The organism is Brotocaccenecus cirricatena, from assembly GCF_020687045.1.
Taxonomy (GTDB): domain Bacteria; phylum Bacillota; class Clostridia; order Oscillospirales; family Oscillospiraceae; genus Vescimonas; species Vescimonas cirricatena.
Window position 1 is genome coordinate 56,670 of sequence record NZ_JAJEPW010000003.1, and the last position, 24,149, is coordinate 80,818.

The 24,149-nt window shown below is 60.2% G+C and carries 23 protein-coding genes and 1 pseudogene; 14 read left to right on the plus strand and 10 right to left on the minus strand.

The genetic code is table 11. The features are described from left to right. The first annotated feature begins 58 nt into the window (after nucleotides 1–58). The 3 genes from LKD37_RS01980 to recG are packed head-to-tail and all read left to right on the plus strand — an operon-like array spanning nucleotide 59 to nucleotide 3,286. The gene (locus LKD37_RS01980) at nucleotides 59–751 is read left to right on the plus strand and encodes a GNAT family N-acetyltransferase (protein WP_302927706.1); all 693 of its coding nucleotides are present in this window, start codon (nucleotides 59–61) and stop codon (nucleotides 749–751) included. Further along, nucleotides 748–1,212, plus strand: coding sequence for a dihydrofolate reductase (locus LKD37_RS01985; protein WP_302927707.1), 465 nt, complete (start codon nucleotides 748–750; stop codon nucleotides 1,210–1,212). The genes LKD37_RS01980 and LKD37_RS01985 overlap by 4 nt, the downstream gene beginning before the upstream one ends. A 19-nt stretch (nucleotides 1,213–1,231) precedes the next feature. Beyond that, entirely contained in the window at nucleotides 1,232–3,286 is a 2,055-nt protein-coding gene (gene recG / locus LKD37_RS01990; RefSeq protein WP_302927708.1) for an ATP-dependent DNA helicase RecG, read from the plus strand. A 61-nt stretch (nucleotides 3,287–3,347) separates the two neighbouring features. Here the strand turns inward: recG and LKD37_RS01995 are convergent, their stop codons facing one another. The 8 genes from LKD37_RS01995 to lepA all read right to left on the minus strand — a co-directional run bounded on the left by LKD37_RS01995 (nucleotide 3,348) and on the right by lepA (nucleotide 11,437). Continuing rightward, nucleotides 3,348–3,611 carry an HPr family phosphocarrier protein gene (locus LKD37_RS01995; protein WP_302927709.1) on the minus strand — a complete coding sequence of 88 codons (264 nt, stop codon included), beginning with the start codon at nucleotides 3,609–3,611 and terminating at the stop codon, nucleotides 3,348–3,350. A 172-nt stretch (nucleotides 3,612–3,783) separates the two neighbouring features. Continuing rightward, on the minus strand, nucleotides 3,784–6,165 hold the full coding sequence (locus LKD37_RS02000; RefSeq protein ID WP_302927710.1) for an endonuclease MutS2: 2,382 nt from the start codon (nucleotides 6,163–6,165) through the stop codon (nucleotides 3,784–3,786). Continuing rightward, a complete protein-coding gene (recO, locus tag LKD37_RS02005; RefSeq protein ID WP_302927711.1) occupies nucleotides 6,158–6,925 on the minus strand; it encodes a DNA repair protein RecO in 768 nt (255 codons plus the stop codon). Before recO ends, LKD37_RS02000 begins: the two co-directional genes overlap by 8 nt. 354 nt (nucleotides 6,926–7,279) lie before the next feature. After that, nucleotides 7,280–8,185, minus strand: coding sequence for a GTPase Era (gene era, locus LKD37_RS02010; RefSeq protein ID WP_302927712.1), 906 nt, complete (start codon nucleotides 8,183–8,185; stop codon nucleotides 7,280–7,282). A 30-nt stretch (nucleotides 8,186–8,215) separates the two neighbouring features. Continuing rightward, nucleotides 8,216–8,710: a GNAT family N-acetyltransferase gene (locus LKD37_RS02015; protein ID WP_302927713.1), complete on the minus strand. Its 495-nt coding sequence runs from the start codon at nucleotides 8,708–8,710 to the stop codon at nucleotides 8,216–8,218. A gap of 29 nt (nucleotides 8,711–8,739) precedes the next feature. Further along, nucleotides 8,740–9,258 (minus strand): hypothetical protein, encoded by a 519-nt coding sequence (locus LKD37_RS02020; protein WP_302927714.1) that lies wholly within the window; start codon nucleotides 9,256–9,258, stop codon nucleotides 8,740–8,742. A 17-nt stretch (nucleotides 9,259–9,275) separates the two neighbouring features. Beyond that, a complete protein-coding gene (locus LKD37_RS02025; RefSeq protein WP_302927715.1) occupies nucleotides 9,276–9,611 on the minus strand; it encodes a tRNA-binding protein in 336 nt (111 codons plus the stop codon). A 17-nt stretch (nucleotides 9,612–9,628) separates the two neighbouring features. Beyond that, nucleotides 9,629–11,437, minus strand: a complete 1,809-nt coding sequence (gene lepA, locus LKD37_RS02030; RefSeq protein WP_302927716.1) for a translation elongation factor 4 — start codon at nucleotides 11,435–11,437, stop codon at nucleotides 9,629–9,631. A gap of 362 nt (nucleotides 11,438–11,799) precedes the next feature. Here lepA and LKD37_RS02035 point away from each other — a divergent pair, with 362 nt between their 5' ends. The 6 genes from LKD37_RS02035 (at nucleotide 11,800) to LKD37_RS02060 (ending at nucleotide 20,148) form a co-directional block, all read left to right on the plus strand. Beyond that, nucleotides 11,800–13,404: an MBL fold metallo-hydrolase RNA specificity domain-containing protein gene (locus tag LKD37_RS02035; RefSeq protein WP_302927717.1), complete on the plus strand. Its 1,605-nt coding sequence runs from the start codon at nucleotides 11,800–11,802 to the stop codon at nucleotides 13,402–13,404. Between the two features lie 81 nt (nucleotides 13,405–13,485). Next, nucleotides 13,486–14,838, plus strand: coding sequence for a 23S rRNA (uracil(1939)-C(5))-methyltransferase RlmD (rlmD, locus tag LKD37_RS02040; RefSeq protein ID WP_302927718.1), 1,353 nt, complete (start codon nucleotides 13,486–13,488; stop codon nucleotides 14,836–14,838). A 167-nt stretch (nucleotides 14,839–15,005) separates the two neighbouring features. Beyond that, nucleotides 15,006–15,704: a LytR/AlgR family response regulator transcription factor gene (locus LKD37_RS02045; RefSeq protein ID WP_302927719.1), complete on the plus strand. Its 699-nt coding sequence runs from the start codon at nucleotides 15,006–15,008 to the stop codon at nucleotides 15,702–15,704. A gap of 5 nt (nucleotides 15,705–15,709) precedes the next feature. Beyond that, nucleotides 15,710–16,372 (plus strand): sensor histidine kinase, encoded by a 663-nt coding sequence (locus LKD37_RS02050; RefSeq protein ID WP_302927720.1) that lies wholly within the window; start codon nucleotides 15,710–15,712, stop codon nucleotides 16,370–16,372. Between the two features lie 94 nt (nucleotides 16,373–16,466). After that, the gene (locus LKD37_RS02055) at nucleotides 16,467–18,290 is read left to right on the plus strand and encodes an ABC transporter ATP-binding protein (RefSeq protein WP_302927721.1); all 1,824 of its coding nucleotides are present in this window, start codon (nucleotides 16,467–16,469) and stop codon (nucleotides 18,288–18,290) included. Beyond that, the gene (locus LKD37_RS02060; protein WP_302927722.1) at nucleotides 18,274–20,148 is read left to right on the plus strand and encodes an ABC transporter ATP-binding protein; all 1,875 of its coding nucleotides are present in this window, start codon (nucleotides 18,274–18,276) and stop codon (nucleotides 20,146–20,148) included. Before LKD37_RS02055 ends, LKD37_RS02060 begins: the two co-directional genes overlap by 17 nt. 302 nt (nucleotides 20,149–20,450) lie before the next feature. On the opposite strand, the gene LKD37_RS17815 is transcribed toward LKD37_RS02060, so the two are convergent. Further along, nucleotides 20,451–20,963 carry a helix-turn-helix domain-containing protein gene (locus LKD37_RS17815; RefSeq protein ID WP_431833244.1) on the minus strand — a complete coding sequence of 171 codons (513 nt, stop codon included), beginning with the start codon at nucleotides 20,961–20,963 and terminating at the stop codon, nucleotides 20,451–20,453. A gap of 296 nt (nucleotides 20,964–21,259) precedes the next feature. On the opposite strand from LKD37_RS17815, the gene LKD37_RS02070 reads away from it, so the two are divergent. The 3 genes and pseudogenes from LKD37_RS02070 (at nucleotide 21,260) to LKD37_RS02080 (ending at nucleotide 22,700) form a co-directional block, all read left to right on the plus strand. Further along, complete coding sequence (locus LKD37_RS02070; RefSeq protein ID WP_302927762.1) at nucleotides 21,260–21,436, plus strand: hypothetical protein; 177 nt, start codon at nucleotides 21,260–21,262, stop codon at nucleotides 21,434–21,436. Between the two features lie 119 nt (nucleotides 21,437–21,555). After that, nucleotides 21,556–22,341 (plus strand): annotated as a pseudogene (gene rhuM / locus LKD37_RS02075) (RhuM family protein); the annotation flags it as partial. After that, nucleotides 22,341–22,700 (plus strand): hypothetical protein, encoded by a 360-nt coding sequence (locus LKD37_RS02080; protein ID WP_302927723.1) that lies wholly within the window; start codon nucleotides 22,341–22,343, stop codon nucleotides 22,698–22,700. The pseudogene rhuM and the gene LKD37_RS02080, both read left to right, overlap by 1 nt. A gap of 69 nt (nucleotides 22,701–22,769) precedes the next feature. Here LKD37_RS02080 and LKD37_RS02085 read toward each other — a convergent pair whose 3' ends face one another. Next, nucleotides 22,770–23,171, minus strand: coding sequence for a MerR family transcriptional regulator (locus LKD37_RS02085; protein ID WP_302927724.1), 402 nt, complete (start codon nucleotides 23,169–23,171; stop codon nucleotides 22,770–22,772). Between the two features lie 172 nt (nucleotides 23,172–23,343). On the opposite strand from LKD37_RS02085, the gene LKD37_RS02090 reads away from it, so the two are divergent. Together LKD37_RS02090 and LKD37_RS02095 are read left to right on the plus strand one after the other, a co-directional pair. Next, complete coding sequence (locus tag LKD37_RS02090) at nucleotides 23,344–23,592, plus strand: hypothetical protein (protein ID WP_302927725.1); 249 nt, start codon at nucleotides 23,344–23,346, stop codon at nucleotides 23,590–23,592. 149 nt (nucleotides 23,593–23,741) lie between these two features. Then, nucleotides 23,742–24,137, plus strand: coding sequence for a pyridoxamine 5'-phosphate oxidase family protein (locus tag LKD37_RS02095; RefSeq protein ID WP_302927726.1), 396 nt, complete (start codon nucleotides 23,742–23,744; stop codon nucleotides 24,135–24,137). Nucleotides 24,138–24,149: the final 12 nt, after the last annotated feature.

Here is a 24,149-nt window from a genome sequence, read left to right on the forward strand (position 1 = left end):
CTCGACAGAAGGTATAATAGGGGGAAAAGACACCACTAAGGAAAGAGGGAGAATCCGTATGCATAACAAATGGAACAGCGCCAACGTGGATCAGGTGCTGCTGCGAAAAGGGGAGGAACATCTGCTGTACCGGGGCCCGGAGGGCAGCGTGGTCCGGAATGACCACCTGGTCATGAGCGATATCGCCGACGGACCGGCTCTGGCGGCGCTTCTGCGCCGCCTGGGGCTGGAAAACGGGGGGCTTTTCTGCGTCCCCCAGGGGGCCAGTGACGAGGTGGCCCGGGCCTTTGGCCTGAAAAAGGGCGTCCCCTGCACCCAGTGGGTCTATGGCGAAAGCCAGCCGCCCCGGGTCCCCGCCGCGGAGGTGCGGCCTATAACGGAGGAATACCTCCCCCTGTGCGCCGCCCACTATCACCCGGAGGACGGCGAGGCGGCATATCTGCGCAGCCGGATGGAGGCGGGGCAGCTGTGGGGCCTGTTTGAAGATGGGCAGCTGGCGGCTTTCATCGGTGTGCACCACGAGGGCAGCATGGGCATTTTAGAGGTCCTGCCGGAGCATCGCCGCCGGGGCCTGGCCATGGCCCTGGAGGGCTGGCTGATCCGGTGGCACCTGGAGCGGGGCTGGACCCCCTTCTGCCATGTGTATGAGGACAACCCCGCCTCCCACGCCCTGCAGAAAAAGCTGGGCCTGACCCCGGCCCCGGAGCAGGTGGTGTGGCTGCATCGTCCCCACGGGGAGGACGAGGAATGATCGCCATTGCAGCCGTCTGCGAAAACGGCGGCATCGGCCGGGAGGGGGCTCTGCTGTTTTACATCCGGGAGGACCTGCGGCGGTTCCGGCAGCTGACCCTGGGGAAAACCGTGGTCATGGGCCGCCGGACCCTGGAGAGTCTCCCCGGGGGCCGGGGCCTGCCGGACCGGCGGAACCTGGTGCTGACCCGGGATACGGATTTCACCGCCCCGGGGGCGGAGGTGATCCATGACCTGGCGGAGGTGCCGGAGGACGCGGTGGTCATCGGCGGGGAAAGCGTGTACCGGCAGCTGCTGCCCCGGTGCAGCACCGTGTATCTGACGAGGATTTTCGCCGCGCCCCAGGCCGACGCGTTTTTCCCCGATTTATCCCGGGACAGTGCGTGGACAGAGGCGGAACAAAGCGAGACATTCACCTCCGGCGGCGTGTCGTTCCAATATGTGACCTACCGCCGGAAATAAGGACGAAGGAGGCGGTCTTATGGCAGACCTGGGCACCAATGTGCGATATATCAAGGGCATCGGCGAGGCCCGGGCCGCCGCCCTGGAAAAGCTGGGCATTACCACCCTGGGGGACCTGATCGCCTATTTCCCCCGGGGGTATGAGGACCGGACCCAGGTCCGCCCCATCCGGGAGCTGACCGCCGGGGAGAGCGTATGCGTCCGGGGCATGGTGGCGGCGGACCTGACGGCCTATCGCATTTCCGGAGGCCGCACCATCGCCAAGACCCGGGTGGTGGACGACAGCGGATCCCTGGACCTGGTGTTTTTCAACATGGAGCACCGGCGGGACGCCCTGCACCAGGGGGATGTGTGCGTCTTTTTCGGCAAGGTGGAGGACAATCTGCGGCGCAAGCAGATGATCAACCCCCTGTTTGAGCCGGAGGGGCGGCAGCAGGTCACCGGGCGCATCATGCCCATCTATCCCCTGACCGCCGGAGTCACCCAGGGGCTGATGGCCCGGGCCGCCCGCCAGGGGCTGGACGCCTGCCGGGAGCTGCTGCCGGACGTGCTGCCGGATGAGGTGCGGCAGGCCCACAAGCTGTGTTATGTAAACTATGCATATGAGAACATCCACTTTCCCGCCTCGCCGGAGGCCCTGGAGGTGGCCCGGCGGCGGCTGGTGTTCGAGGAGCTGTTTCTGCTGACCTGCGGTCTGCAGCTGCTGCGGCAGCGGCGGCGGGACGTGGCAGGCCCGGCCTGCCGGCGGATGAGCATGGAGCCCTTTTACCGGCGGCTGCCCTTTGCCCTGACCGGGGCCCAGCGCCGGGCCATTGCCGACGCCGTGGAGGACATGGTGTCCGGCAAGCCCATGAACCGCCTGTGCCAGGGGGACGTGGGCAGCGGCAAGACCATGGTGGCGGCGGCGTGCATCTGGTTCGCCGTGGAAAACGGGTGGCAGACGGCCCTGATGGCCCCCACGGAAATTCTGGCCCGGCAGCACTATCAGGGGCTGGCGCCGCTGCTGGCCCGGTTTTCCATCCGGTGCGCCCTGCTGACCGGGTCCACCCGGGCCAAGGAGCGGCGGGAGATTTTAGCGGGGCTGGCGGACGGGTCCATCGACCTGTGCATCGGCACCCACGCCCTGCTGACGGAGGACGTGCAGTATCAGAAGCTGGGCCTGGTGGTAACGGACGAGCAGCACCGGTTCGGCGTGAACCAGCGGGCGGCCCTGTCCCAGAAGGCGGAGGACCCCCACCTGCTGGTGCTGTCGGCCACGCCTATCCCCCGGACCCTGGCCCTGGTGATCTATGGCGACCTGGACGTGTCGGTGATCGACGAGCTGCCTCCCGGGCGGCAGAAGGTGGACACCTTCGCCCTGGGGGAGAGCTATCGCCCCCGGGTGCAGGCCTTTATCCGGAAGCTGGCGGCGGTGGGACAGCAGATCTTCATCGTGTGCCCCCTGGTGGGGGAGGCGGACCAGATCCCCGACGAGCGCAAGGCCGTGACGGCCTACGCCAGGCAGCTGCAGGAGCAGGTGTTTCCGGACCTGCGGGTGGCGGTGCTCCACGGGAAGATGAAGCCCAGGGAGAAGGAGAAGGTCATGGCGGCCTTTGCCGCCGGAGAAAGCGACATCCTGGTGTCCACCACCGTGGTGGAGGTGGGGGTGGACGTGCCCAACGCCACCTGCATGGTGGTGGAAAACGCCGACCGGTTCGGCCTGTCCCAGCTGCACCAGCTGCGGGGCCGGGTGGGCCGGGGCAAGGCCAAAAGCTACTGCATCCTGCTGTCGGACAGCCAGAATGAGGAGACCCGGGCCCGGCTGAAGGTGATGACCCAGACCAACGACGGCTTCCGCATCTCCCAGGAGGACCTGCGGCTGCGGGGGCCGGGAGATTTCTTCGGCCAGCGGCAGCACGGTCTGCCGGCCATGAAGATCGCCGACCTCAGCTGCGACATGCGGCTGCTGGACGAGGCCCAGACGGCGGCCCGGCAGCTGATGGAGCGTGACCCGGAGCTGACGGACCCGACCCACCGGCCCCTGCGCCGGCGCATCCGCCAGCTGTTCGACACCAACGCCGATATGCTGAACTGAGGTATGAAAACAAACACCGGAGGGACAGCCGTCCCTCCGGTGTTTTCCGGTTATTTCGTTTTTACTCGCCCAGCTGATTGTCCACCAGCTGCGCCAGGGCCTCCACGGCCTCCTTGGCGTCGGGGCCGTCGGCGATCAGGGTGATGGTGGTGCCCTTCACGATGCCCAGGGACAGAACGCCCAGCAGGCTCTTGGCGTTGACCCGGCGCTCCTCCTTCTCCACCCAGATGCCGCTTTTGAACTCGTTGGCCTTCTGGATAAAATAGGTAGCAGGCCGGGCGTGCAGGCCCACCTCATTGTTCACGGTAACTTCCTGTGTAAACATTCCATTGCACTCCTTTTATGAAGCATTTTCGCAAAATGCGGGGACATACTTCTCTCACACTATAATATTATACCGAAACGGGGAAAGAAAGCAATATCCAAAGCTACAAATTCTTGAAGCGGGGCCTGAAAAAAAGTTTGGCCCTTTTGGCAGAATCCACAAACTCCGTCTGTTATTTCAGCTCCACCACCGTTACGCCGGCCTCTCCCTCGCCATAGCGGCCCAGGCGGAAGCTCTTGACGGCCTTGTTCCGCTTGAGCATCTCGTGGACCGCCTTGCGCAGGGCGCCGGTGCCCTTGCCGTGGATGATGGTCACGGTGCCCAGCTTTGCCATCACGGCGCTGTCGATGTAATTCTCCACCACGCTTTCGGCCTCCAGGGTCTCATAGCCCCGGATATCCAGCTCCGACGAAGCCCGGGACTGGAGATTCAGCTTGGGACTGCCGCCCACCGGAGCGGCGGGCTTCTTTTTGGGCTGGCCCTCCGGCAGGCGCACCTGCTGGGCCTTGACGGTCATCTTCATCTTCCCCGCCTGCAGGAGCAATGTGCCGTCGTTGTTGACGGCCAGCACCGAGGCGGCCATTTTCACCCCGGGAAGCTCCACCAGGTCCCCTACCTCGATGGGGCGGCTGGGGGCGTAGGCAGGCTCCTGGGGCTCGCTGCGCAGGTGCAGGGCCTCCTGGGCCTGGTTCAGACTGTGCCGCACGGCGGCCTTGGCGTCGTTGAGCTCCTGGAAGTTGATCTGCTTTTGCTGCTGGCGGCGCAGCTGGTCCAGCTGGGCGAAGATCTCGTCGGCCTGGGCCTGGGCCTGGCGCACGATGCGCTTGGCCTCGGCCTCGCCCTTGGTGCGGGCGTTTTCCTTGGCCTTCTCCATCTGCTCCCGGAAGGTCCGGGCCTTTCGGGCGTCCTCCTCCCGCTGACGCCACAGGCGGTCCGCCTCGGCCTGGGCCTTCTCCAGCCGCTGGCGCTTCTCCTCCAATTGGGTCAGCACGTCCTCGAAACGGACGGAGTCGCTGTCCATCTGCTGCTGGGCGGCCTGGATCACGGACTCGTCCAGCCCCAGCCGCCGGGAGATGGCGAAGGCGTTGGACTTGCCGGGGATGCCGATCAGCAGGCGGTAGGTGGGGCGCAGGGTCTGCACGTCGAACTCACAGCTGGCGTTTTCCACCCCCGCCGTGGTCATGGCGAAGGTTTTCAGCTCGGCATAGTGGGTGGTGGCGGCGATCAGCGCCCCCTGACTGCGGGCGCTTTCGATGATGGCAATGGCCAGGGCCGCGCCCTCGATGGGATCCGTACCGGCTCCCAGCTCGTCAAACAGCAGCAGGCTCTGGTCGTCCACCTCCCGCAGAATCTGGACGATGTTGGACATATGGGCGGAGAAGGTGGACAAGCTCTGTTCGATGCTCTGCTCGTCGCCTACGTCTGCCAGCACCCGGTGGAACACCCGGACGGCGCTGCCGCTGTCGGCGGGGATGTGCAGGCCGCACTGGGCCATCAGGCACAGCAGGCCGATGGTTTTCAGGGTCACGGTCTTGCCGCCGGTGTTGGGGCCGGTGATCACCAGGGTGTCGAACTGCTCACCCAGCTCCACGGTGATGGGCACTGCCTTGGCCTGGTCCAGCAGCGGGTGCCGGGCCCGGCGCAGGGCCACGCCGCCCCGGCGGCGGACCTCCGGACGGCTGGCGTTGAGCTGATAGCTCAGCTGCGCCCGGGCAAAGATCACGTCCAGGTGCACCAGAATGTCATAGTCCCAGAGGATGTTCTCCATCTGGGCGGCGCAGGCGGCGGACAGCTGCCGCAGGATGCGGTCGATCTCCTTCTGCTCCCGGGCCTCCAGCTCCTTCAGCTCATTGTTGGCCTGCACCACACCCATGGGCTCCACAAACAACGTGGCCCCGGAGGAGGAGATGTCGTGGACCAGGCCGGGCATACTGCCCTTGCACTCGGCCTTCACCGGCACCACGAACCGGCCGTCCCGCTGGGTGATCAGGGCCTCCTGCAGCACCTTGGCATAGGACGGCGAGGAGATGATGCGCTGGAGAATCTGGCGGCCCTTGGAGGCGGCCAGCCGCATTTTCCGGCGGATGTCCGCCAGCTCGCTGCTGGCGGTGTCGGCGATGGTCTCCTCGTCCAGAATGGCGGAGCGGATCTGCTCCTCTAAGTATTTATTGGTGTGCAGGGAGGCAAACAGGCGGTCCAGCACCGTCTCCTCCCCCTGGCGCTGGGCGTCGTAATCCGACACCCGGCGGCTGGCGGTGAGGACGCCGGCGATGTCCAGCAGCTCCCGGGTGTTCAGCATGCCGCCGTGGTCCGCCCGGGTCAGGGCGGCGGATACGTCCTTCACGCCGGAGAAGGACGGACTGCCGTGGAGTCCCAGCCGCTCCTTGGCGGCATCGGTCTCGTCCAGCAGCCGCAGCACCTCCTCCACGTCCGTGGAGGGGGTCAGCTTCAGGCACCGGTCCTTGGCCGCCTGGCTGACGGCCTTGGCCGCCAGCTTTTCCAGCACCGCCGGAAGCTCCAGGGTGCGGATGGATTTTTCAAATAATTCACTCATATTTCGTTTCCTCTTGCGGAAGAATGGTCTTGTAATAGTCCAGGGTACGGAAGCTGCGCTCCAGCTGGGCGGAAACGTAGGCGTCCGCCGCATGGTTCAGGGCACGCAGTCCCTCCGGCGGCAGGGAAAAGCTGTACAGCCGCCGGGGGTCGCCGTAGAGCACGTATCGCAGGGCCGCCAGGCCCGACGCCGTCAGCGGCAGGGACAGGCCCCCTTTTTCCCGGCATTTGCCGCAGTGGACCACCCCGTGGACCACGTCCAGCATGGGATTTTCCGGCTGGGGTGCGCCGCACAGGGCGCAGCCATCGGCCATGGGCTCATAGCCTGCCAGGGCCATCAGCCGGAACTGGAACGCGGGCTTCACCAGCTGAGGCGGCTTTTTCAGGGCGCTGAGGGCATACAGGGCGTTGAGCAGCAGGGGCAGCACGTCGCCGCCGCAGCCGTCGGACACCGCCTCCGTCAGCTCGGCGAAGTAGGCCGCCAGGCTCAGGGCCGTCAGGTCCTGCCGCAGGCCGTCGAACAGCTCGATGGTGTCCGCCGCGTCCAGCATGGTCCACCGGCCCTTTTCATAGAGGGTCATCTCCGAATAGGCCAGCAGCTGGCAGGCCGCGGCCACGCGGCTGCCCTTGCGCCGGGCCCCCCGGGCGATCACGGAGAGCCTGCCCCGGTCCGGGGTCAGCACGGTGAGGATCTTGTCCGCGTCCCGGGTCACCGTTTCCCGCAGCACCAGGCCGCACGTTACGAATCGTTCCGGCTGCATTCAGTCGCCTCCTTATACAGCAAGTATGCCTCCGGCGCTCCGGTGGCCCAGAACAGGGCCCAGCGCTCCTCCATGGCTTTTCACCTCCGCCCATAGCTTGCCGCTTTTCCGGCGGCGTCATGAGTGGAAGCTTTTGGAGGGGGGATTACTGCTCGTCATATCCCCTGGCGCGGATGAAATTCACATTATCCCGCCAGTTTGCCCCAGTCAGATGATATCTGACCGGGGACCCCTCATACCATCTGCTGCGGCGGAAATGAATTCCGCCGGCAGAAATTCTTTGAATTTACGCCGCAGAGCGGCGAGCGGCTGACGCCGCAAGAAAACTGGCACAGCATGGCCGATGGGAAGAAGTCACTGCTCGTCATATCCCCTGGCGCGGATAAAATTCACATTATCCCGCCAGTTTTCTTTGACCTTGACCCAGGTTTCCATGTACACCTTGGCGCCCATGAACTTTTCGATGTCCCGGCGGGCCAGGGAGCTGATGCGCTTGAGCATATCCCCGTGCTTGCCGATGATGATGCCCTTGTGGCTGGCCTTTTCGCAGTAGATGGTCACGTCCAGGTCGATGATGCCGGTGTCCTCCCGCTCGGTGAAGCGGGTCACCTCCACCGCCGTGCCGTGGGGGATCTCCTTGTCCAGGCACAGCAGCATTTTCTCCCGGACGATCTCGGCGCAGACCTGGGCGTCGGGCTGGTCGGTGGTCATGCCGTCGGGGAACAGCTGGGGGCCTTCTGCGGCATAGGTCTGCAGCTGGGCCATCAGGTCGTCCAAACCGTCGCCGGTCCGGGCGGAGATGGGGATAATGGCGTCAAACCCGGGATACACGGCACTGTAGGCGGCAATAACCTCCAGCAGGTCGTCCTTTTTCTCCACGGTGTCGATCTTGTTGATGCACAGCACGCAGGGCAGGTGCTCCTCCTGGATGCGCTGGAGCAGGATCTTCTCCGGCTCCCCCACATGGGCGATGGGCTCCACCAGCAGCAGGGCGGCCTCCACCTGCTCCAGGCTCTCCCGCACCACCTTCACCATGTAGTCCCCCAGCCGGGACCGGGGCTTGTGCAGGCCCGGGGTGTCCAGCAGCACAAACTGGGTGTCCTCCCGGTTCACCACGCCGTAGATCCGGTTACGGGTGGTCTGGGGCTTGTCGGAGACGATGGCGATCTTCTCCCCCACCAGGGCGTTGGTGAGGCTGGACTTGCCCACGTTGGGCCGTCCGCAGATGGTGATCATGGCGGTTCTGGTAATGTTGTTCATAGGTGATCCTCAACTTTCTTTTGAGCAATTTTATTGTGTCAGGGTAAACCGATAAGTGACAGAGTTCTGCCACCGTTCCTCGTTTGCCAGGTCCTGCCCGATCACCTTGCCGCCCATGCGCTCATAGAAGCTGCGGGCGTTAAGATTCTCCGGGACACAGTGGCAGACAAAGGAGGCGGCATGGTGCGCTCTGCAATACGCTTTCACGAAATCGAACGCTTGCCGGCCGATCCCCTGTCTTTGGTATTCGGCGGAAATATACAGGGATTGCAGGGTGATTACATCGGCTTCGTTTATCGTCAGGTAGCCAATGTCCTGCCGATCCTTTCGGACCAAGTACACAGAATACGCCGGATGATGGACCCTCAGCAGCTCCATTTCCCTGTGCCAGTCCCAGTCAAAGTTATCTATCATGCTGTCGGGGTAGACGCCTCGGTATGTGGTGCCCCAGATTCTTTGCCGCAGGGCGATAATGGACGGCACATCCTCTTCGGATGCCTCAATAAACAGCTTTTCCTCGGCCATGCTATCACATCTCCTTCCGGGATTTTTACTCAATTTCCACACTCCGGGGCCGGCACGCTCTCCGCTGCCCGATTGCGGACAGCAAACAGGAACACCGGGCGGAGCAGGCCCAGGGATAAAACGGTGAACACGGTCAGGACGTCCCCATATTTACCGGCGCGGCTTTTATAGATCCGGTGGGCAATCAGGGTGTCCAGGATAAAGACCGCCAACAGGGCCATCAGCAGGAGGATGAACCAAAGGGTATTCAACTCCCGGCAGACGTAGAAATAGACGCAAAGGCAGACGGACAGAAGCGTCAGAAGGGCCGACACGGCGCCCATGACCCGCCGGTCTGCCAGCTTTCCCAGCAGATACTTGCTGTAAAAGGGAATCCAGGCAGGGAATGTATGTGCGTCGCCCGCTTTTTTGCGCATGCAGGCGATGGAAAAGCCCTCCAGCACATAGCTGGCCATGATATACGCCGCCGCGGCGGCAAACACGGCGATGAAGAACAGAAAAATCGCCGATAATATACCCGAAACAATCAGAACGCCGAATCCGGCCATATGCGATACCTCCTATTTTACCCCAGCCGGTCCCCGTTTTCCACGGGCTTGTCCGGCGTGATCAGCACCACGCCGCCCTGGGAGTAGGTCCCCAGCACCAGCACCTCGGAGAAGAAATTGGCGATCTGGCGGGGCGGAAAATTCACCACCGCCAGCACCTGCTTGCCCACCAGCTCCTCCGGAGTATACTGCTGGGTGATCTGGGCGCTGGAGCGCTTCCGGCCCAGCTCCGGGCCCAGGTCCACCAGCAGCTGATAGGCGGGCTTCCGGGCCTTTTCAAAGGGCCGGGCCTCCACAATGGTGCCCACCCGGATATCCAGCTTCATAAAATCGTCAAACGTGGCCTGTTCCATGTGCGTTCCTCCTGTTATCAATCGCTGTCCAGCTTGAGCACAGCCATGAAGGCTTCGGTGGGAACCTGGACTGTTCCAAGATTCCGCATCTTCTTCTTGCCTTCTTTCTGCTTTTCCAGCAGCTTCTTCTTGCGGGTAATGTCGCCGCCGTAGCACTTGGCCAGCACGTCCTTGCGCATGGCCTTCACTGTCTCCCGGGCGATGATCCGTCCGCCGATGGCCGCCTGGATGGGCACCTCGAACAGCTGGCGGGGGATGTTCTCCTTCAGCTTTTCGCACAGCCGCCGGGCCCGGGGATAGGCCTTGTCCTTGTGGGCGATGAAGCTCAGGGCGTCCACGCCGTCGCCGTTGAGCAGCAGATCCACCTTCACCAGCTCGCTGGGCCGGTAGCCGGACAGCTCATAGTCCAGGGAGGCATAGCCCTTGGTGTTGGCCTTCAGGGTGTCAAAAAAGTCGTAGATGATCTCGTTGAGGGGCATCTGATAGTGCAGCTCCACCAGGTGGGTGTCCAGATACTGCATGTCCTTGAACTCGCCCCGGCGGTCCTGGCACATGGGCATGATGTTGCCCACATACTCGTTGGGGCTGATGATGGACACCTTTACATAGGGCTCCTCGGCGTGCTCGATGACCGTGGGGTCCGGGTAGTTGTGGGGATTGTCCACCTTCACCATGGTGCCGTCGGACTTGTACACGTGATAGATGACGCTGGGCAGGGTGGTCACCAGGTCCAGATTGAATTCCCGCTCCAGCCGCTCCTGGATAATCTCCATATGCAGCATCCCCAGAAAGCCGCAGCGGAAGCCGAAGCCCAGGGCCACGGAGCTCTCCGGCTCGAAGGTCAGGGAGGCGTCGTTGAGCTGGAGCTTCTCCAGGGCGTCCCGCAGGTCGGGATACTTGCTGCCGTCCTCGGTGTAAATGCCGCAGTAGACCATGGACTGGGCGGGCCGGTAGCCGGGCAGAGGCTGGGCGGCGGGGTTTTCGGCGTCGGTGATGGTGTCGCCCACCTGGGTGTCCTTGACGTTTTTGATGGAGGCGGTGAAATAGCCCACCTCACCGGCCTGGAGGGCGTCCGTGGGCTCGTTGCCCAGGGGCTTGAGATATCCGCACTCCAGAATGGTATACTGGGCTCCGGTGGCCATCATGCGCACCGTCTGCCCCCGGCGGATGGTGCCCTGCTTGATGCGGAACAGCACCACCACCCCCACATAGGGGTCATACTGGCTGTCGAAGATCAGGGCCTGCAGGGGGGCGTTGGGGTCGCCGGTGGGGGCGGGGACATTGTGCACCACGTCCTCCAGCACCGACTCCACGTTCAGGCCCAGCTTGGCGGAGATTTCCGGCGCGTCCATGGCGGGCAGGCCGATGATGTCCTCCACCTCCTGCTTGGCCTTCATGGAGTCGGCGGCGGGCAGGTCGATCTTGTTGAATACCGGCAGAATCTCCAGGTCGTGCTCCATGGCAAGATAGGTGTTGGCCAGGGTCTGGGCCTCCACCCCCTGGGTGGCGTCCACCACCAGCACCGCCCCCTCGCAGGCGGCCAGGGACCGGGACACCTCATAGTTGAAGTCCACGTGGCCCGGGGTGTCGATGAGGTTCAGGGCGTAGATCTCGCCGTCCTTGGCCTTGTAGAACAGGTGCACGGCCCGGGACTTGATGGTGATGCCCCGCTCCCGCTCCAGATCCATGTTGTCCAGAATCTGGTTCTCCATCTCCCGCTCCGGCACGGCGTCGCACAGCTCCAGCAGCCGGTCCGCCAGCGTGGACTTGCCATGGTCAATATGGGCGATGATGGAAAAATTGCGGATATGGGATTGTTCAAACATTTGCGTTCCTCCTGTAGGTAAGTCCACGCTGACGCGCCAAGTGGCGCGTAACAAGCGTTTTGCGCAGCAAAACCTTGCCGCAGGCGGAATTCATTTCCGCCGAAGGACATTAAATGAAAAGGGCTCCCGGTTTGCCGTCAGGCAAACTGGGAATGGGACTTGCCATGGTCAATATGGGCAATGATGGAAAAGTTGCGAATATGGGATTGTTCAAACATTTGCGTTCCTCCTCAGGGGAATAACAAGTTATATTCCCACCTATTATAACGGATGTTCCGGCAAAATGCAATTCCTGTTGCCGCCGGGAAGAAAAAGTGTTACAATAAAGGCACCCCAATTTTTGAGAGGAAAGGACGAACGCCATGAAGCTGAGTTTTTTCGGCGCTGACCAGTGTGTCACCGGCAGCTGCCATTGTCTGGAGGTAGGCGGCAAGCGCATCCTCATCGACTGCGGATTGCAGCAGGGCCGGGACGAGGTGGACAACCGCTCCCTGCCCTTTGCCCCGGGCAGCATCGACTATGCGCTTATCACCCACGCCCACATCGACCACTCCGGCCGGGTGCCCATGCTCATCAAAAACGGCTTTCAGGGCCGTATTCTCACCACCCGGCTCACCGCCCAGCTCATGAGCATCATGCTCCAGGACTCCGCCCACATTCAGGAGAGCGATGCCGAGTATAAAAACCGCAAGAACCGCCGGGCCGGCCGGCCCGAGGAGGAGCCGCTGTATACCGTGGCCGACGCCCAGCGGGTGCCGGAATTCATCGACACCTGCGAGTATGGCCAGCCCGTTCACCTGTGCGATGGGGTGGACGCGGTGTTTATCGACGCAGGCCATCTGCTGGGCTCCGCCTCCATCCGCCTGACCCTCACCGAGGGAGGCCAGACGAAAACCATCGTGTTCTCCGGCGATATCGGCAACGTGGACCAGCCCATCATCCGGGATCCCCAGTTTTTCACCGGGGCGGACTATGTGGTCATGGAGAGCACCTACGGTGACCGCAACCACACAGAGGTGTGGAGCTATACCGGCCAGCTGGCCCAGATCATCGACGAGACTCTGGGCAAGGGCGGCAACGTGGTGATTCCCTCCTTTGCCGTGGGCCGCACCCAGGAGCTGCTGTATTTCATCCGGGAGATCAAGGATCAGGGCCTGGTGACCTCCGTGCCGAATTTCCCCGTGTATGTGGACAGTCCCCTGGCCAAGAGCGCCACCACCATTTTCTGCGGCGATCTGCGGGGCTATCTGGACGAGGACGCTCTGGAGCTGGTGAAGGACGGCACCCATATGTTCAATTTCCCGGGTCTGCATCTGACGGAGACCGTGGACGAGTCCAAATCTCTGAACGAGGACCATACCCCCAAGGTCATCATCTCCGCCTCCGGCATGTGCGACGCGGGCCGCATCCGCCACCATCTGAAGTATAACCTGTGGCGGGCGGACAGCGCCGTGGTGTTCGTGGGCTTCCAGTCTCCGGGCACCCTGGGCCGCACCCTGCTGGACGGGACTCCCTCCGTGAAGCTGTTCGGCGAGGACGTGGCCGTCCGGGCCAAGGTGGTGAATTTCCAGGGCCTCAGCTCCCACGCCGACCACGACCATCTGCTGGACTGGATCAGCCATTTCAAGGAGCCCAAGCCCCAGCACGTGTTCGTGGTCCACGGCGACCGGGAGGTGGCTCCGGTGTTTGCCCAGACGGTGAGCCAGCTGGGCTTCACGGCCCACGCTCCCCAGTATACCGAGGAGTATGACCTGCTGACCTGCACCCAGCTGGCGGCGGGCTATCTGCCCCAGCGCAAGACCCGTACCTTCGATGGCGCGCCCCGGGTCACCGCGGCGTATCAGAAGCTGGTGCAGCTGGGCGATTCCCTGGTGGGCCTTATCCGCCGCAGCAAGGGCCGGGACAACAAGACCCTGGCCGCCTTTGCCGAGGCGCTGCGTAAGGTCATGGAGAAGTTCGAGATTTAACCAAGTTTTGGAAACCTTTCAGGGGCGGACAGCTCTGTCCGCCCCTAATTTTCGTATGATTCGCACGAAAGGAGGGCGCTTATGCCCGGATTGGAGAAAAACCGCATTTACCGCGCCCATATCGACGGCTATTCCAGCGAGGGCCTGGGCATCGCCCGCATAGACGGCCAGGTGGTGTTCGTCCACGGGGCCATCCGGGGGGAGATCTGCGACGTTCTGGTGATGAAGGTGCTGAAAAACGCCGCCTTCGGCAAGATCGCCGCCCTGGTGGAGCCCTCCCCTGCCCGCCGGACGCCGGACTGCCCCTACTACGGCCGCTGCGGCGGCTGCGACTTCCGGCATATGTCCTATGAGGAGGAGCTCTGGGCCAAGCGGGCCCGGGTCCAGGACGCCCTGACCCGTATCGGCGGCGCGGAGGTGACGGTGGAAGAAATTCTGGGTGCGGAGCAGCCCCTGCACTACCGCAACAAGAGCATCTATCCCATCTCCCCGGTGGGGGAGGTGGGCTTTTACCGGGCCCGCAGCCACCAGGTGGTGAACGTGGAGCACTGTCTCATCCAAAAGCCGGAGGCCGATGCCCTGGCTCAGGCGGTGCGGGACTATATTGCCCGGTTTCAGGTGGAGCCGTATAACGAGGCCACTGGCCGGGGCCTGCTGCGGCACCTGTACGTCCGCACTGGCAGCACCGGGGAATCCCTGGTGTGCCTGCTGGTCAACGGCTCCCGCCTGCCCCATGAGCAGGAGCTGGTGAATATGCTCCGGGCCGCCGCGCCGAAAACCTGCGGCGTGGTGCTGGGGGAAAATACCCGCCGGGGAAACGCCATTTTAGGGGATCGGTACCGGACCCTCTGGGGCCGGGACTATCTGACGGACACCCTGTGCGGCCTGGAGCTGCGGCTGTCGGTGCCGTCGTTTTATCAGGTGAACCACGACCAGGCCCAGCGCCTGTATGAAAAGGCCCTGGAATACGCGGGGCTGACGGGCCGGGAGCTGGCGGTGGACCTGTACTGCGGCGCCGGGACCATCACCCAGGTGCTGGCCCGCCGGGCCAGGCACGTCATCGGCGGCGAGATCGTCCCGGAGGCCATCCGGGACGCGGAGGAAAGCGCCCGCCGCAACGGCGTGGGCAACGTGGAGTTCCTGTGCGGCGACGCCTCCCGGCTGGCGGCGGAGCTGCGGCAGCGGGGCCTGCGGCCCGACGTGATCTGCGTGGACCCGCCCCGGAAGGGCCTGGCGCCCGATGTGGTGGAGGCAGCGGCCTCCATGGAGCCGGAGCGCATCGTCTATGTCTCCTGCGACCCGGCCACCCTGGCCCGGGATGTGGCCCGCTTCGCCCCCCTGGGCTACCGCCCCGTCCGGGCCTGCGCCGTGGACCTGTTCCCCGGCACGGCGAACGTGGAGACGGTGTGTCTATTGACCAAGCGTCCGGACTGAGGCAGAAATGCGGTATCATTGAGCGCGAGAATTACAATAAGCCGAAGCCTGAGGATGCCAGGCAGCCGCAATGCCCACCGGAGAAGGAAAAGGCGATTACGGAGGCACTGCGTCACTTTGGGATGATTTGAGGCGGATGTCTTAATCATAAAGGAAACGGTGAGGGTATGAAGTACAAAATTGCAATCTGCGATGACTCCGGTACGGACAGACAGTTTGTTTTGAATATGGTGCGCGCCTGGGCTTCGTCCGCCGGTCACACGGTGCATATCGACGACTTCCCCTCCGCCGAGAGCTTCCTGTTCCGCTACGCAGAAGAAAGCGACTACGACATTCTTCTGCTGGATATCGAAATGGGCGCGATGGACGGCGTCACGATGGCAAAAGAGCTTCGCAAGAGCAACGACACGGTGCAGATCATTTTCATCACCGGCTATTCCGATTATATTTCAGAGGGCTACGAGGTGGCGGCGCTCCACTATCTGATGAAGCCCGTGAAGGAAGAAAAGCTCCGGTCGGTGCTGGACCGCGCCGTGGAAAAGATAACGAAAAACGAACGGGTCTTGCATTTCGAGGCCGGCGGAGAAATGGTGCGTGTGCCGATTTATCAGATTCGATATGCAGATGTGCTGGGCAACTATGTGACCGTTCACGCGCGAACGGATGTGACGGTGAAAATGACATTGGGCGAGCTTGAAAAGCAGCTCGACGAGTGCTTCTACCGCGTGGGGCGCTCTGCGCTCGTGAATCTGACGCAGATCAGCCGCGTCACCAAGACGGAGATCCGGCTGAGCGACGGAACCGCCATCCCGCTGCCGCGGGGCGCGTATGAGGGCGTCAACCGTGCCATTATCAACATGAGGTAAGGCGTATGGAATTGTTTGCAAAGAAAATCGAAAAGCAGCTCGCCTCCTATCAGCAGGAGCTGATCGAAACGCATTATCGCGAAGTAGACAATATGTACCGCCAGATCCGCGGCTGGCGGCATGACTACCGCAACCATATCCAGACCATGAAGGCTTACGCTGCCGCGGGAGATTGGGACGCCATCCGAAACTACCTCGACCTGCTGGACACCGATCTGCAAACCGTGGACACGGTCATCAAGACCGGCAATCCCATGACCGACGCCATCCTCAACTCCAAGATCTCCCTTGCAAAGGCAAAGGGCATCGAGGTCATGGCCGATGCCCACATTCCCGTCCGGCTGAAGTCCTCGGAGATCGATCTCTGCTGCATCCTCGGCAATCTCTTCGACAACGCCATTGAGGCCAGCATGAAGCTGCCGGAGGACAAGCGCCTCATCCGGGTCTATATGGATATGAAAAATACCCAGCTCTACATTTCCTTCACCAATTTTACCGCCGGGAAGAAAATGCAGAAGGAGGGAGGGCTGTTCCGCAGCACCAAGGGCGAGGGGCATGGCTTTGGCCTTGTCCGCATCGACGCCATCGTGGAGCGGCTGGACGGGTACATCAGCCGCAACAGCGAGGACGGCGCGTTCACCACTGAAATACTGCTTCCGCAGGAGTGAGAGCTGCAATTCATCCCCCGGAAAAAGCGATTCGTCCCCGGAATCAACCGGGGACGATTTTTTCTGCTATGCTATGCGTGTGAGGTGAAACGACATGAAACACAGAGAAAAACCGAAGTACAGCGTCCGGCAAAATGTCTGCTTTATGGTGCGGACCGCTTGGGAGAAGCGCAGGAGAGTGCTGCTCCTTTGCGTTGTGGTCGCGGCCATCAAAGTGGCGTTGGATTTGGCGCAGCTCTACGTCACACCGGAAATTCTTACGAGGGTGGAGCAGGGCGTTCCCGTGGGGGAGTTGCTGACAACTATCGGATTTTTCACAGCGGCACTTCTTCTCTTACAGGGGGCTGCGGCGTATTGCGATGCCATCCGGATGCCCGGTGAGGTCGATGTTCGCTGTGCCATCATCCGCATGATCTCCCGGAAAAGCGGCGAGACCTCCTACCCAAATGTCCACGACTCCAAAATTCTGAAGCTGGAGGAGCAGGCGCAGCGGGCCACCAGCGGCAACGACGATGCGGCGGAGCATATTTGGCGAACGCTGACGGAGCTGCTGGCAAATCTCGGCGGCTTTGCCGTATATCTGCTGCTGTTCTCCCGCTTGAGCCGCTTTTTGATCCTGCTGGTGGTGCTGACCGCCGCAGCAGACTTCTTCGTTTCCCACTACATCAGTGAGTGGGAGTACCGCCACCGGGATGAACGGGAACAGTATGACAAGGAACTGCACTATTTTCTGACGCAGCCTCGGCAGATACAGCTTGCCAAGGACATCCGCGTCTTTGGTTTAGTCCCTTGGCTGCGGGAATTGCGGGAAAAATCCATGAAGGCACTCTCCGCCTTCATCGCCCGCCGGGAAAGGACTTATCTCTGGGCTAATGTGGCTGACGTGGCGCTGACGCTTCTTCGCAACGGCATCGCGTATGCGTATCTGATTCGGCAAACTCTGGTACATGGCTGGCCTGCATCGACATTTTTGCTCTACTTTACCGCCGTCAGCGGCGCTGCATCGTGGGTGACCGGCATCCTGACCCAGTGCAGCCAACTGCATAAGGAGAGCATCGACCTGTCCAAAATACAGGAATATTTGAACATTCCGGAGCCGTTTCGGTTTGAGGGCGGAGCGCAGCCGCCCGCAGCCGACGGATATGAACTGCGGCTGGAGAACGTGTCCTTCCGCTATCCGGGCACGGAGAGGGATATTCTCAGTCACATAGACCTGACCATCCATCCCGGCGAAAAGCTGGCGGTGGTGGGCTTGAACGGTGCGGGCAAGACCACCATGGTGATGCTGCTTTGCGGCTTCTACGACCCCACCGAGGGGCGCGTGCTGCTAAACGGGCAGGATATTCGTGAATTTGACCGCAGCGCGTATTACCGCCTGTTTTCCGCCGTGTTTCAGGGGTTTTCCATTTTGGATACCACCATTGCGGAATGTGTTGCCCAGACCACCGAGCATATCGACAGAGTAAAAGTCGATCACTGCCTTGCACAGGCCGGCTTGACAGAGGCTATTGCCAAATTCCCCCAAGGGGTGGATACCCACTTTGGCCGGGAGGTGTATCTGGACGGCGTACAGCTCTCCGGCGGCCAGACCCAGCGGCTGATGCTGGCGAGAGCGCTTTATAAGGACGGGCCCATCCTCGTTCTGGACGAGCCTACGGCGGCGCTGGATCCCATTGCGGAAAACGATATTTACCAAAAGTACAGCGATATGACGGCGGGTAAGACCTCCGTGTTCATCTCCCACCGACTGGCGTCCACCCGCTTCTGTGACCGCATCCTCTTTATAGCAGACGGCGGCATCGCCGAGGAGGGTACCCACAAGGAGTTACTGGCAAAGGGCGGTGCTTATGCGGAGCTATTTGCCGTGCAGAGCCGCTATTATCAGGAAGGAGGTGTGCAGGATGAAGAAGAAAGCTGAGGGCATGAGCCTGCGGGAGACCTTTGCCATCCACCGCCGGGCGGCACGAGATATGCGCCGGATCGCACCGGGCTGCTTTATGCCGTTTATCCTCTGTGCTGTTGTGGAGGCAGCATCGCCCTATGCGGTCATCTGGCTCTCCGCCCGACTTGTCGATGAACTATCCACCCTTCGCAGACCGGAGATTCTGGCCAAATGGGTCCTTTGGATCGTAGCGGTCAGTGCTGCGGCAGAGCTGCTCAAGGCCGTGCTGGAGAGGTGGAAAAATGTCCGGGGCGAACTGCTTGACAGACAGAAAGAAGTTTTGTATACCGAGAAATTTCTGCGGATGGATTATGCCGACTGTGACAGGCAGGAAACACGTGATCTGTTCTCTCAGATCCGGCAGAATGCCGCCTGGTCCGGTTGGGGCTTTGCCCATCTCAAGCTGTACTATACGCAGGCAGTCCAAGGCATCACCGGCATTTTAGGGGCTGCCGCCTTGACGGTGAGCCTGTTCACCCGGCAAGTCCCGACCTCGGCGGGAAAATTGACCGCTCTCAATCACCCGCTTTTCCTTGTGGGCATCCTTCTGCTGATTGCCGCCGTTACCTGCCTTGGTCCGGCGCTGGTCGGCAGAGCCTATTCTGCCTGGAACACGCTGGCAGAGCAGGTATGCTTCGGCAATCGCGTGTTCAGCCACTTCGTTTTCATGCAGCTGGGGGACAAGGAAAAAGACATGGATCGCAGAATGTACCGCCAGAGCGAACTGGCGGAGCATTATGTCCGCACAGTGAATATCTTCGGCGTCGGCTCTCCCGTGGCAAAGGCGTCCCAAACCACTGTGGGACTGAGCAAGGCGCTGGCCGCCTCTCTATCCGCTGTTCTCTCCGGCGTTGTGTATGTGTTCGTATGCTTGAAGGCGCTGGGCGGTGCCTTCGGCATCGGCAGCGTGACCCAGTATGTCAGCGCCGTGACCACATTTTCCGGCAACGCCGCCCTGCTACTGAGCACCGTCAGTCATATGCGGGCCAATGCTGAGTTCCTCAAGGCCATCTATACGTTTCTCGACATTCCCAATTCCATGTATCAGGGGAGTCTCACCACCGAAAAGCGGTCGGATCGTCAGTATGACGTGGAGTTTCGGGATGTGTCCTTCCGTTATCCCGGCTCGGACATCTGGGCGCTGCGCCATGTGAATATGAGGTTCAAGGTTGGAAAAAGGCTTGCCATCGTGGGCGAAAACGGCAGCGGCAAGACCACCTTCATCAAGCTCCTGTGCCGCCTGTACGACCCGCAGGAGGGGCAGATTTTGCTCAACGGCATCGACATCCGCAAGTACCGCTATGACGATTACATGGGAATATTTTCCGTGGTATTTCAGGATTTCCAGCTCATCTGCCAGCCCTTGGGCAACAATGTGGCGGGCAGCATGGAATATGACCGTGACCGGGCAAAGAAGGCTCTGATCGATGCAGGCTTCGCAGACCGTCTTGCAGCGATGAAAAAGGGTCTGGACACCATGCTTTACAAAAATCTCTCCGAGGACGGTGTCGAGGTTTCCGGCGGCGAGGCGCAGAAGATCGCCATTGCCCGCGCGCTCTATAAGGACGCGCCCTTTATCATCCTCGACGAGCCGACGGCGGCGCTGGACCCCATCGCCGAGGCGGAGATCTACAGTAAGTTCGATGAGATCGCAGGTGATAAGACCGCCATCTATATCTCCCATCGCCTGTCCTCCTGCAAATTCTGCGACGAGATCGCCGTGTTCCACGAGGGCGCGGTCATTCAGCAGGGCAGTCACGCCGAATTGCTCGCCGATCGGGGCGGCAAATACTACGCGCTCTGGAACGCCCAGGCGCAGTATTATACGGAGTGAAGCCGCTCTGCGCGTCAGAAAGAAACCGCTGTAATCCCCATCCCGCGCAAGATGGAGATTACAGCGGTTTTGTGTTTTCAGAACAGACATTGCAAGCTGCATTTTGGCAGTTTGTATATGCACCCGCGAGGAAAATGAGGGATTGTAAAGGGAGGTCTCGCCTGTCGGCTCGGTCAGCGCTTCAAAGCGTTTCACGCTTTGAGGTCTCCACCGGAGACCCGCGCCCCTTTGCCGCTGGGTTTCCAATAGGGGCGCGCAGCATCCCTGTTGGCACACGATTTTCCACAGGAAAGTCTAGTGTGTTATACCTTTGCTTCTATCTGGCGCGGAAAAGGGGTTGGCTTCGCCATCTGCTGTACGGGCAGATAGCGGTTGACAGACACTTTTCGGCGGCAGTATAAGTGACGCTCGAAATCTTTGATTTCGCCAGCGGAACTTATGCAGAGCTGGACAGGCGGATTTTGTGACACCAAGGTGACACAATCGCAGGATTTTTGAGCAGCAAAATCCGACTGGCCGGAAAAGGAAGTGAAGGTATATACATCAATCGAAGCATCACTCAAATGCAGCTCATGCAGAGCTGTGTTTGGGTGATTTTTTGTTTCCGTCCGCCCCATCAGATAATCGCAGGAAACACCGTAATAGTCAGCCAGCAACAGAATGCTGTACGGGCTGATATCCTTGCCATTATCCGATTCATATTTGCCAAGTGCGGATTTCGAGATGCCCACCTCAACAGCAAGCTGCTCCAAGGTCAGTTTTTTCACCACTCGTAAATCCTTCAAACGCTCTCCGATTGTCAGCTTAACCTGCATACATCCACCTCTATTTCAGCTTTTTTGTATGATATCACACTTTTTCACTTTTGTCTAAAAGCGTGGAATTGCCGTCTTTCATGCAACTTTTCCCACCTTTCGGATATACAGGGGAGGGCGCGTTTTCTTACTAAAATTTAGATGGTAACCGCGCAGCACATTGAAAACTTCATGACCGTCCGATGGGATATGTTTTCCGGCGAAGTACCGCATTCCGCGTATCAAGGAGAACGAAACGCCGGGGTGAGATTCTCGGGCAGGAACGGCACCGGGCAGAACGGCAGCACTCAAAAAATTTGGTAGATGAATGGAGCGGCTTCGCCGCTTTGCTGGCAAATTTGATTGAAAAGTATGCCGTGGTTCTGAATCTTGATGCGCTGCCCGATCTCGTCATAGAGGAAGCCGTGCCTGAAAAAGACGGGGCAGATGAGATGATTCACGAAAACGATATTGAGCCCGCGAAAGCGGCATGATATAATTATCATGAAATAAGCGTCCAAACCGCCATTGCAGGAGCAAAAGCTTCTGCAATGGCAGAAAACGAGGTGAAGTGACCAAGGAACGCTGGGAGAATGAGCAGAACGATTCTGAAATGATGATTTTTACCACAGAGGACGGTTTGACAAAGATCGAAACGACCTTCGATGGCGATACGGTTTGGCTGTCCATTGACCAGATGGCGGAGCTGTTTCAGCGTGACAAATCTACCATTTCCAGACATATCAAGAACATTTTCACTGAGGGCGAATTGAAGCGGGAAGCAGTTGTTGCAAATTTTACAACAACTGCCGCTGACGGCAAAACCTATCAGGTGGATTACTATAATCTCGATGTCATCATTTCCGTCGGCTACCGTGTGAAATCCCAGCGCGGCGTGCAGTTTCGTATTTGGGCAACGGGGATTCTGAAAGAGTATATGCGAAAAGGCTTTGCGCTGGACGATGAGCGTCTGAAAAATCTGGGCGGCGGTGGCTATTTCAAGGAGCTGCTGGAGCGTATCCGCGACATCCGCGCTTCCGAAAAGGTGTTTTACCGTCAGGTACTTGAAATCTAAGCCACCAGCATTGACTATGACCCAAGAGCGGAAATCTCCATTCAGTTTTTCAAAAAAGTCCAGAACAAAATCCACTATGCCATTCATGGGCAGACGGCGGCGGAGGTGATTTACACACGCGCCGACGCAGAGAAGGAATTCATGGGTCTGACTACTTTTTCGGGCAGCCAACCCACGCTGAAAGAGGCGGTAATTGCCAAGAACTATCTGAACGAGAAAGAGCTTCGTGCTATGGGGCAGCTTGTGTCCGGCTATCTGGATTTTGCGGAACGTCAGGCGGAACGGGAACAGGCTATGACCATGCAGAACGCCGCCGCGCGGATATGACGCGCCGCCTGAATGACCTCTATGACCAGATTTATAAGGCGGAGGATCTGCTGCAAGAGAGTATGATGAAAAAGGCAACTCTGGAAAGCGAGCAGATGTCTGTGCAATCTATGATCGGAATCCTCTCGTCTTTTGACGCAATCTATGATAGAATGAATGCGGCAGAGCGGCGCGACCTTGTGAAATACCTGATTTCCGAGGTTGAGTTGTTCCCGCGTGAGGAGCAAAAGACGCAGAAACGCTTTGTAAGGGCGATTGCGTATAAGTTTCCCATTGAGCAAAAGGTGCTCACGCAATTTGACGAATGCGGGGCATCTATCGAGACGGTGGTTCTGCTTTCCAAGGACATGCTCTGAATAAACAAGCCGAGGCTTCTTCGGAAGTCTCGGCTTGTTTATGGTATGGGCAGCTGCCGGGAGGGGCGCTTACTCCTTCTCGCAGATCACGTTGCTCTCATAGGGGCGCTGGCCGGAGAGAATTTCGTCATAGAAATTCTGCTTCCAGTCGATATAGGCCACGCCGTCCTCCAGCTCCCGGATAGAGCGGCGCAGCTCCTCCTGCTTCCGGGCCAGCATCTCCTTGCGCTGGGGGATCGTTGACTCTCCCATCAGGCACAGGGACAGATATTCCTTCATCTCCTGAATGCTCATGCCGCACTTTTTCAGGCAGATCAGGCTGCTGATCCAGGCGATGTCCCGGTCATCAAACACCCGGCGGTTGTTTTTGTCCCGCTTGACGTTGGGGACAAGCCCCTGGTTGCAGTAAAATTTCAGGGCCTGGTAGGTCATGTTGGTCTCCTTGCAGGCCTGCATCATGGTGTGCAGCATAACAGACTCCCTCGCAATTTACAGAATGTTCAAATTTTTTCACATGAAAGTTCTTGACCGGTTGCAGCAACCGGTTATTATAATCGACGGTATCAACCGGAAGGAACAACCGGATCATAGCACAGGACTCCCTCCTGCGCAACCGGAAAAACACAGAAAGGATGATACCACCATGAAAAAACTGACCGCTTTACTTCTGAGCCTGGCGCTGGTGCTGGGCCTTGCCGCCTGCGGCAGCACCACCCCGGAGGTCCCCAAGGACGATCCCCAGACCCCGGCCGAAACTCCCGTCCAGGACCCCGCCGCGCCGGAGGAGCCCCAGACCGGCAAAACCCTGGTGGTTTACTATTCCGCCAGCGGCCACACCCGGCAGGTGGCCCAGGCCATCGCCCAGGCCGCAGAGCTGAACAAGGGAGTCTAAAGATCCGGGCAAAAAAATTTATCGCCGAAACCCCAGTAAAATGGGCAATGGTTACCTCCGGGTACCCTTGGTTACCGAAAAGTCACTGCTACAATTGGATCATCAAGAGGAAACACCCCTTCGAAAAGATCACCCTGGAGGTAAATATCATGAACAAAGTCGTTGCATTTCTGAATGCCAATCCCGTGCAGTATCTGGCCACTGTGGGCCGGGACGGCAAGGCCAAGTGCCGCCCCTTTATGTTCGCCGGCGAGCTGGAGGGCAAGCTCTGGTTCTGCACCAACAACCAGAAGGACGTGTACAAGGACATGCAGGCCAATCCCGAGATCGAGATCTCCGTCTCCAGCCCGGAGTACGCCTGGATCCGGCTCCACGGCAAGGCTGTCTTTGAGAACAACATGGCCGCCAAGGAGATGTGCATCCGGAACCCCATCGTGAAGGGTCAGTACCAGACCGCCGCCAACCCCATCTTTGAGGTGTTCTATCTGGACGCCCCCCACGGCGTCATTGCCGACTTCTCCGGCAATCCCCCCTATCAGTTCTGAAATCTGCCCCCG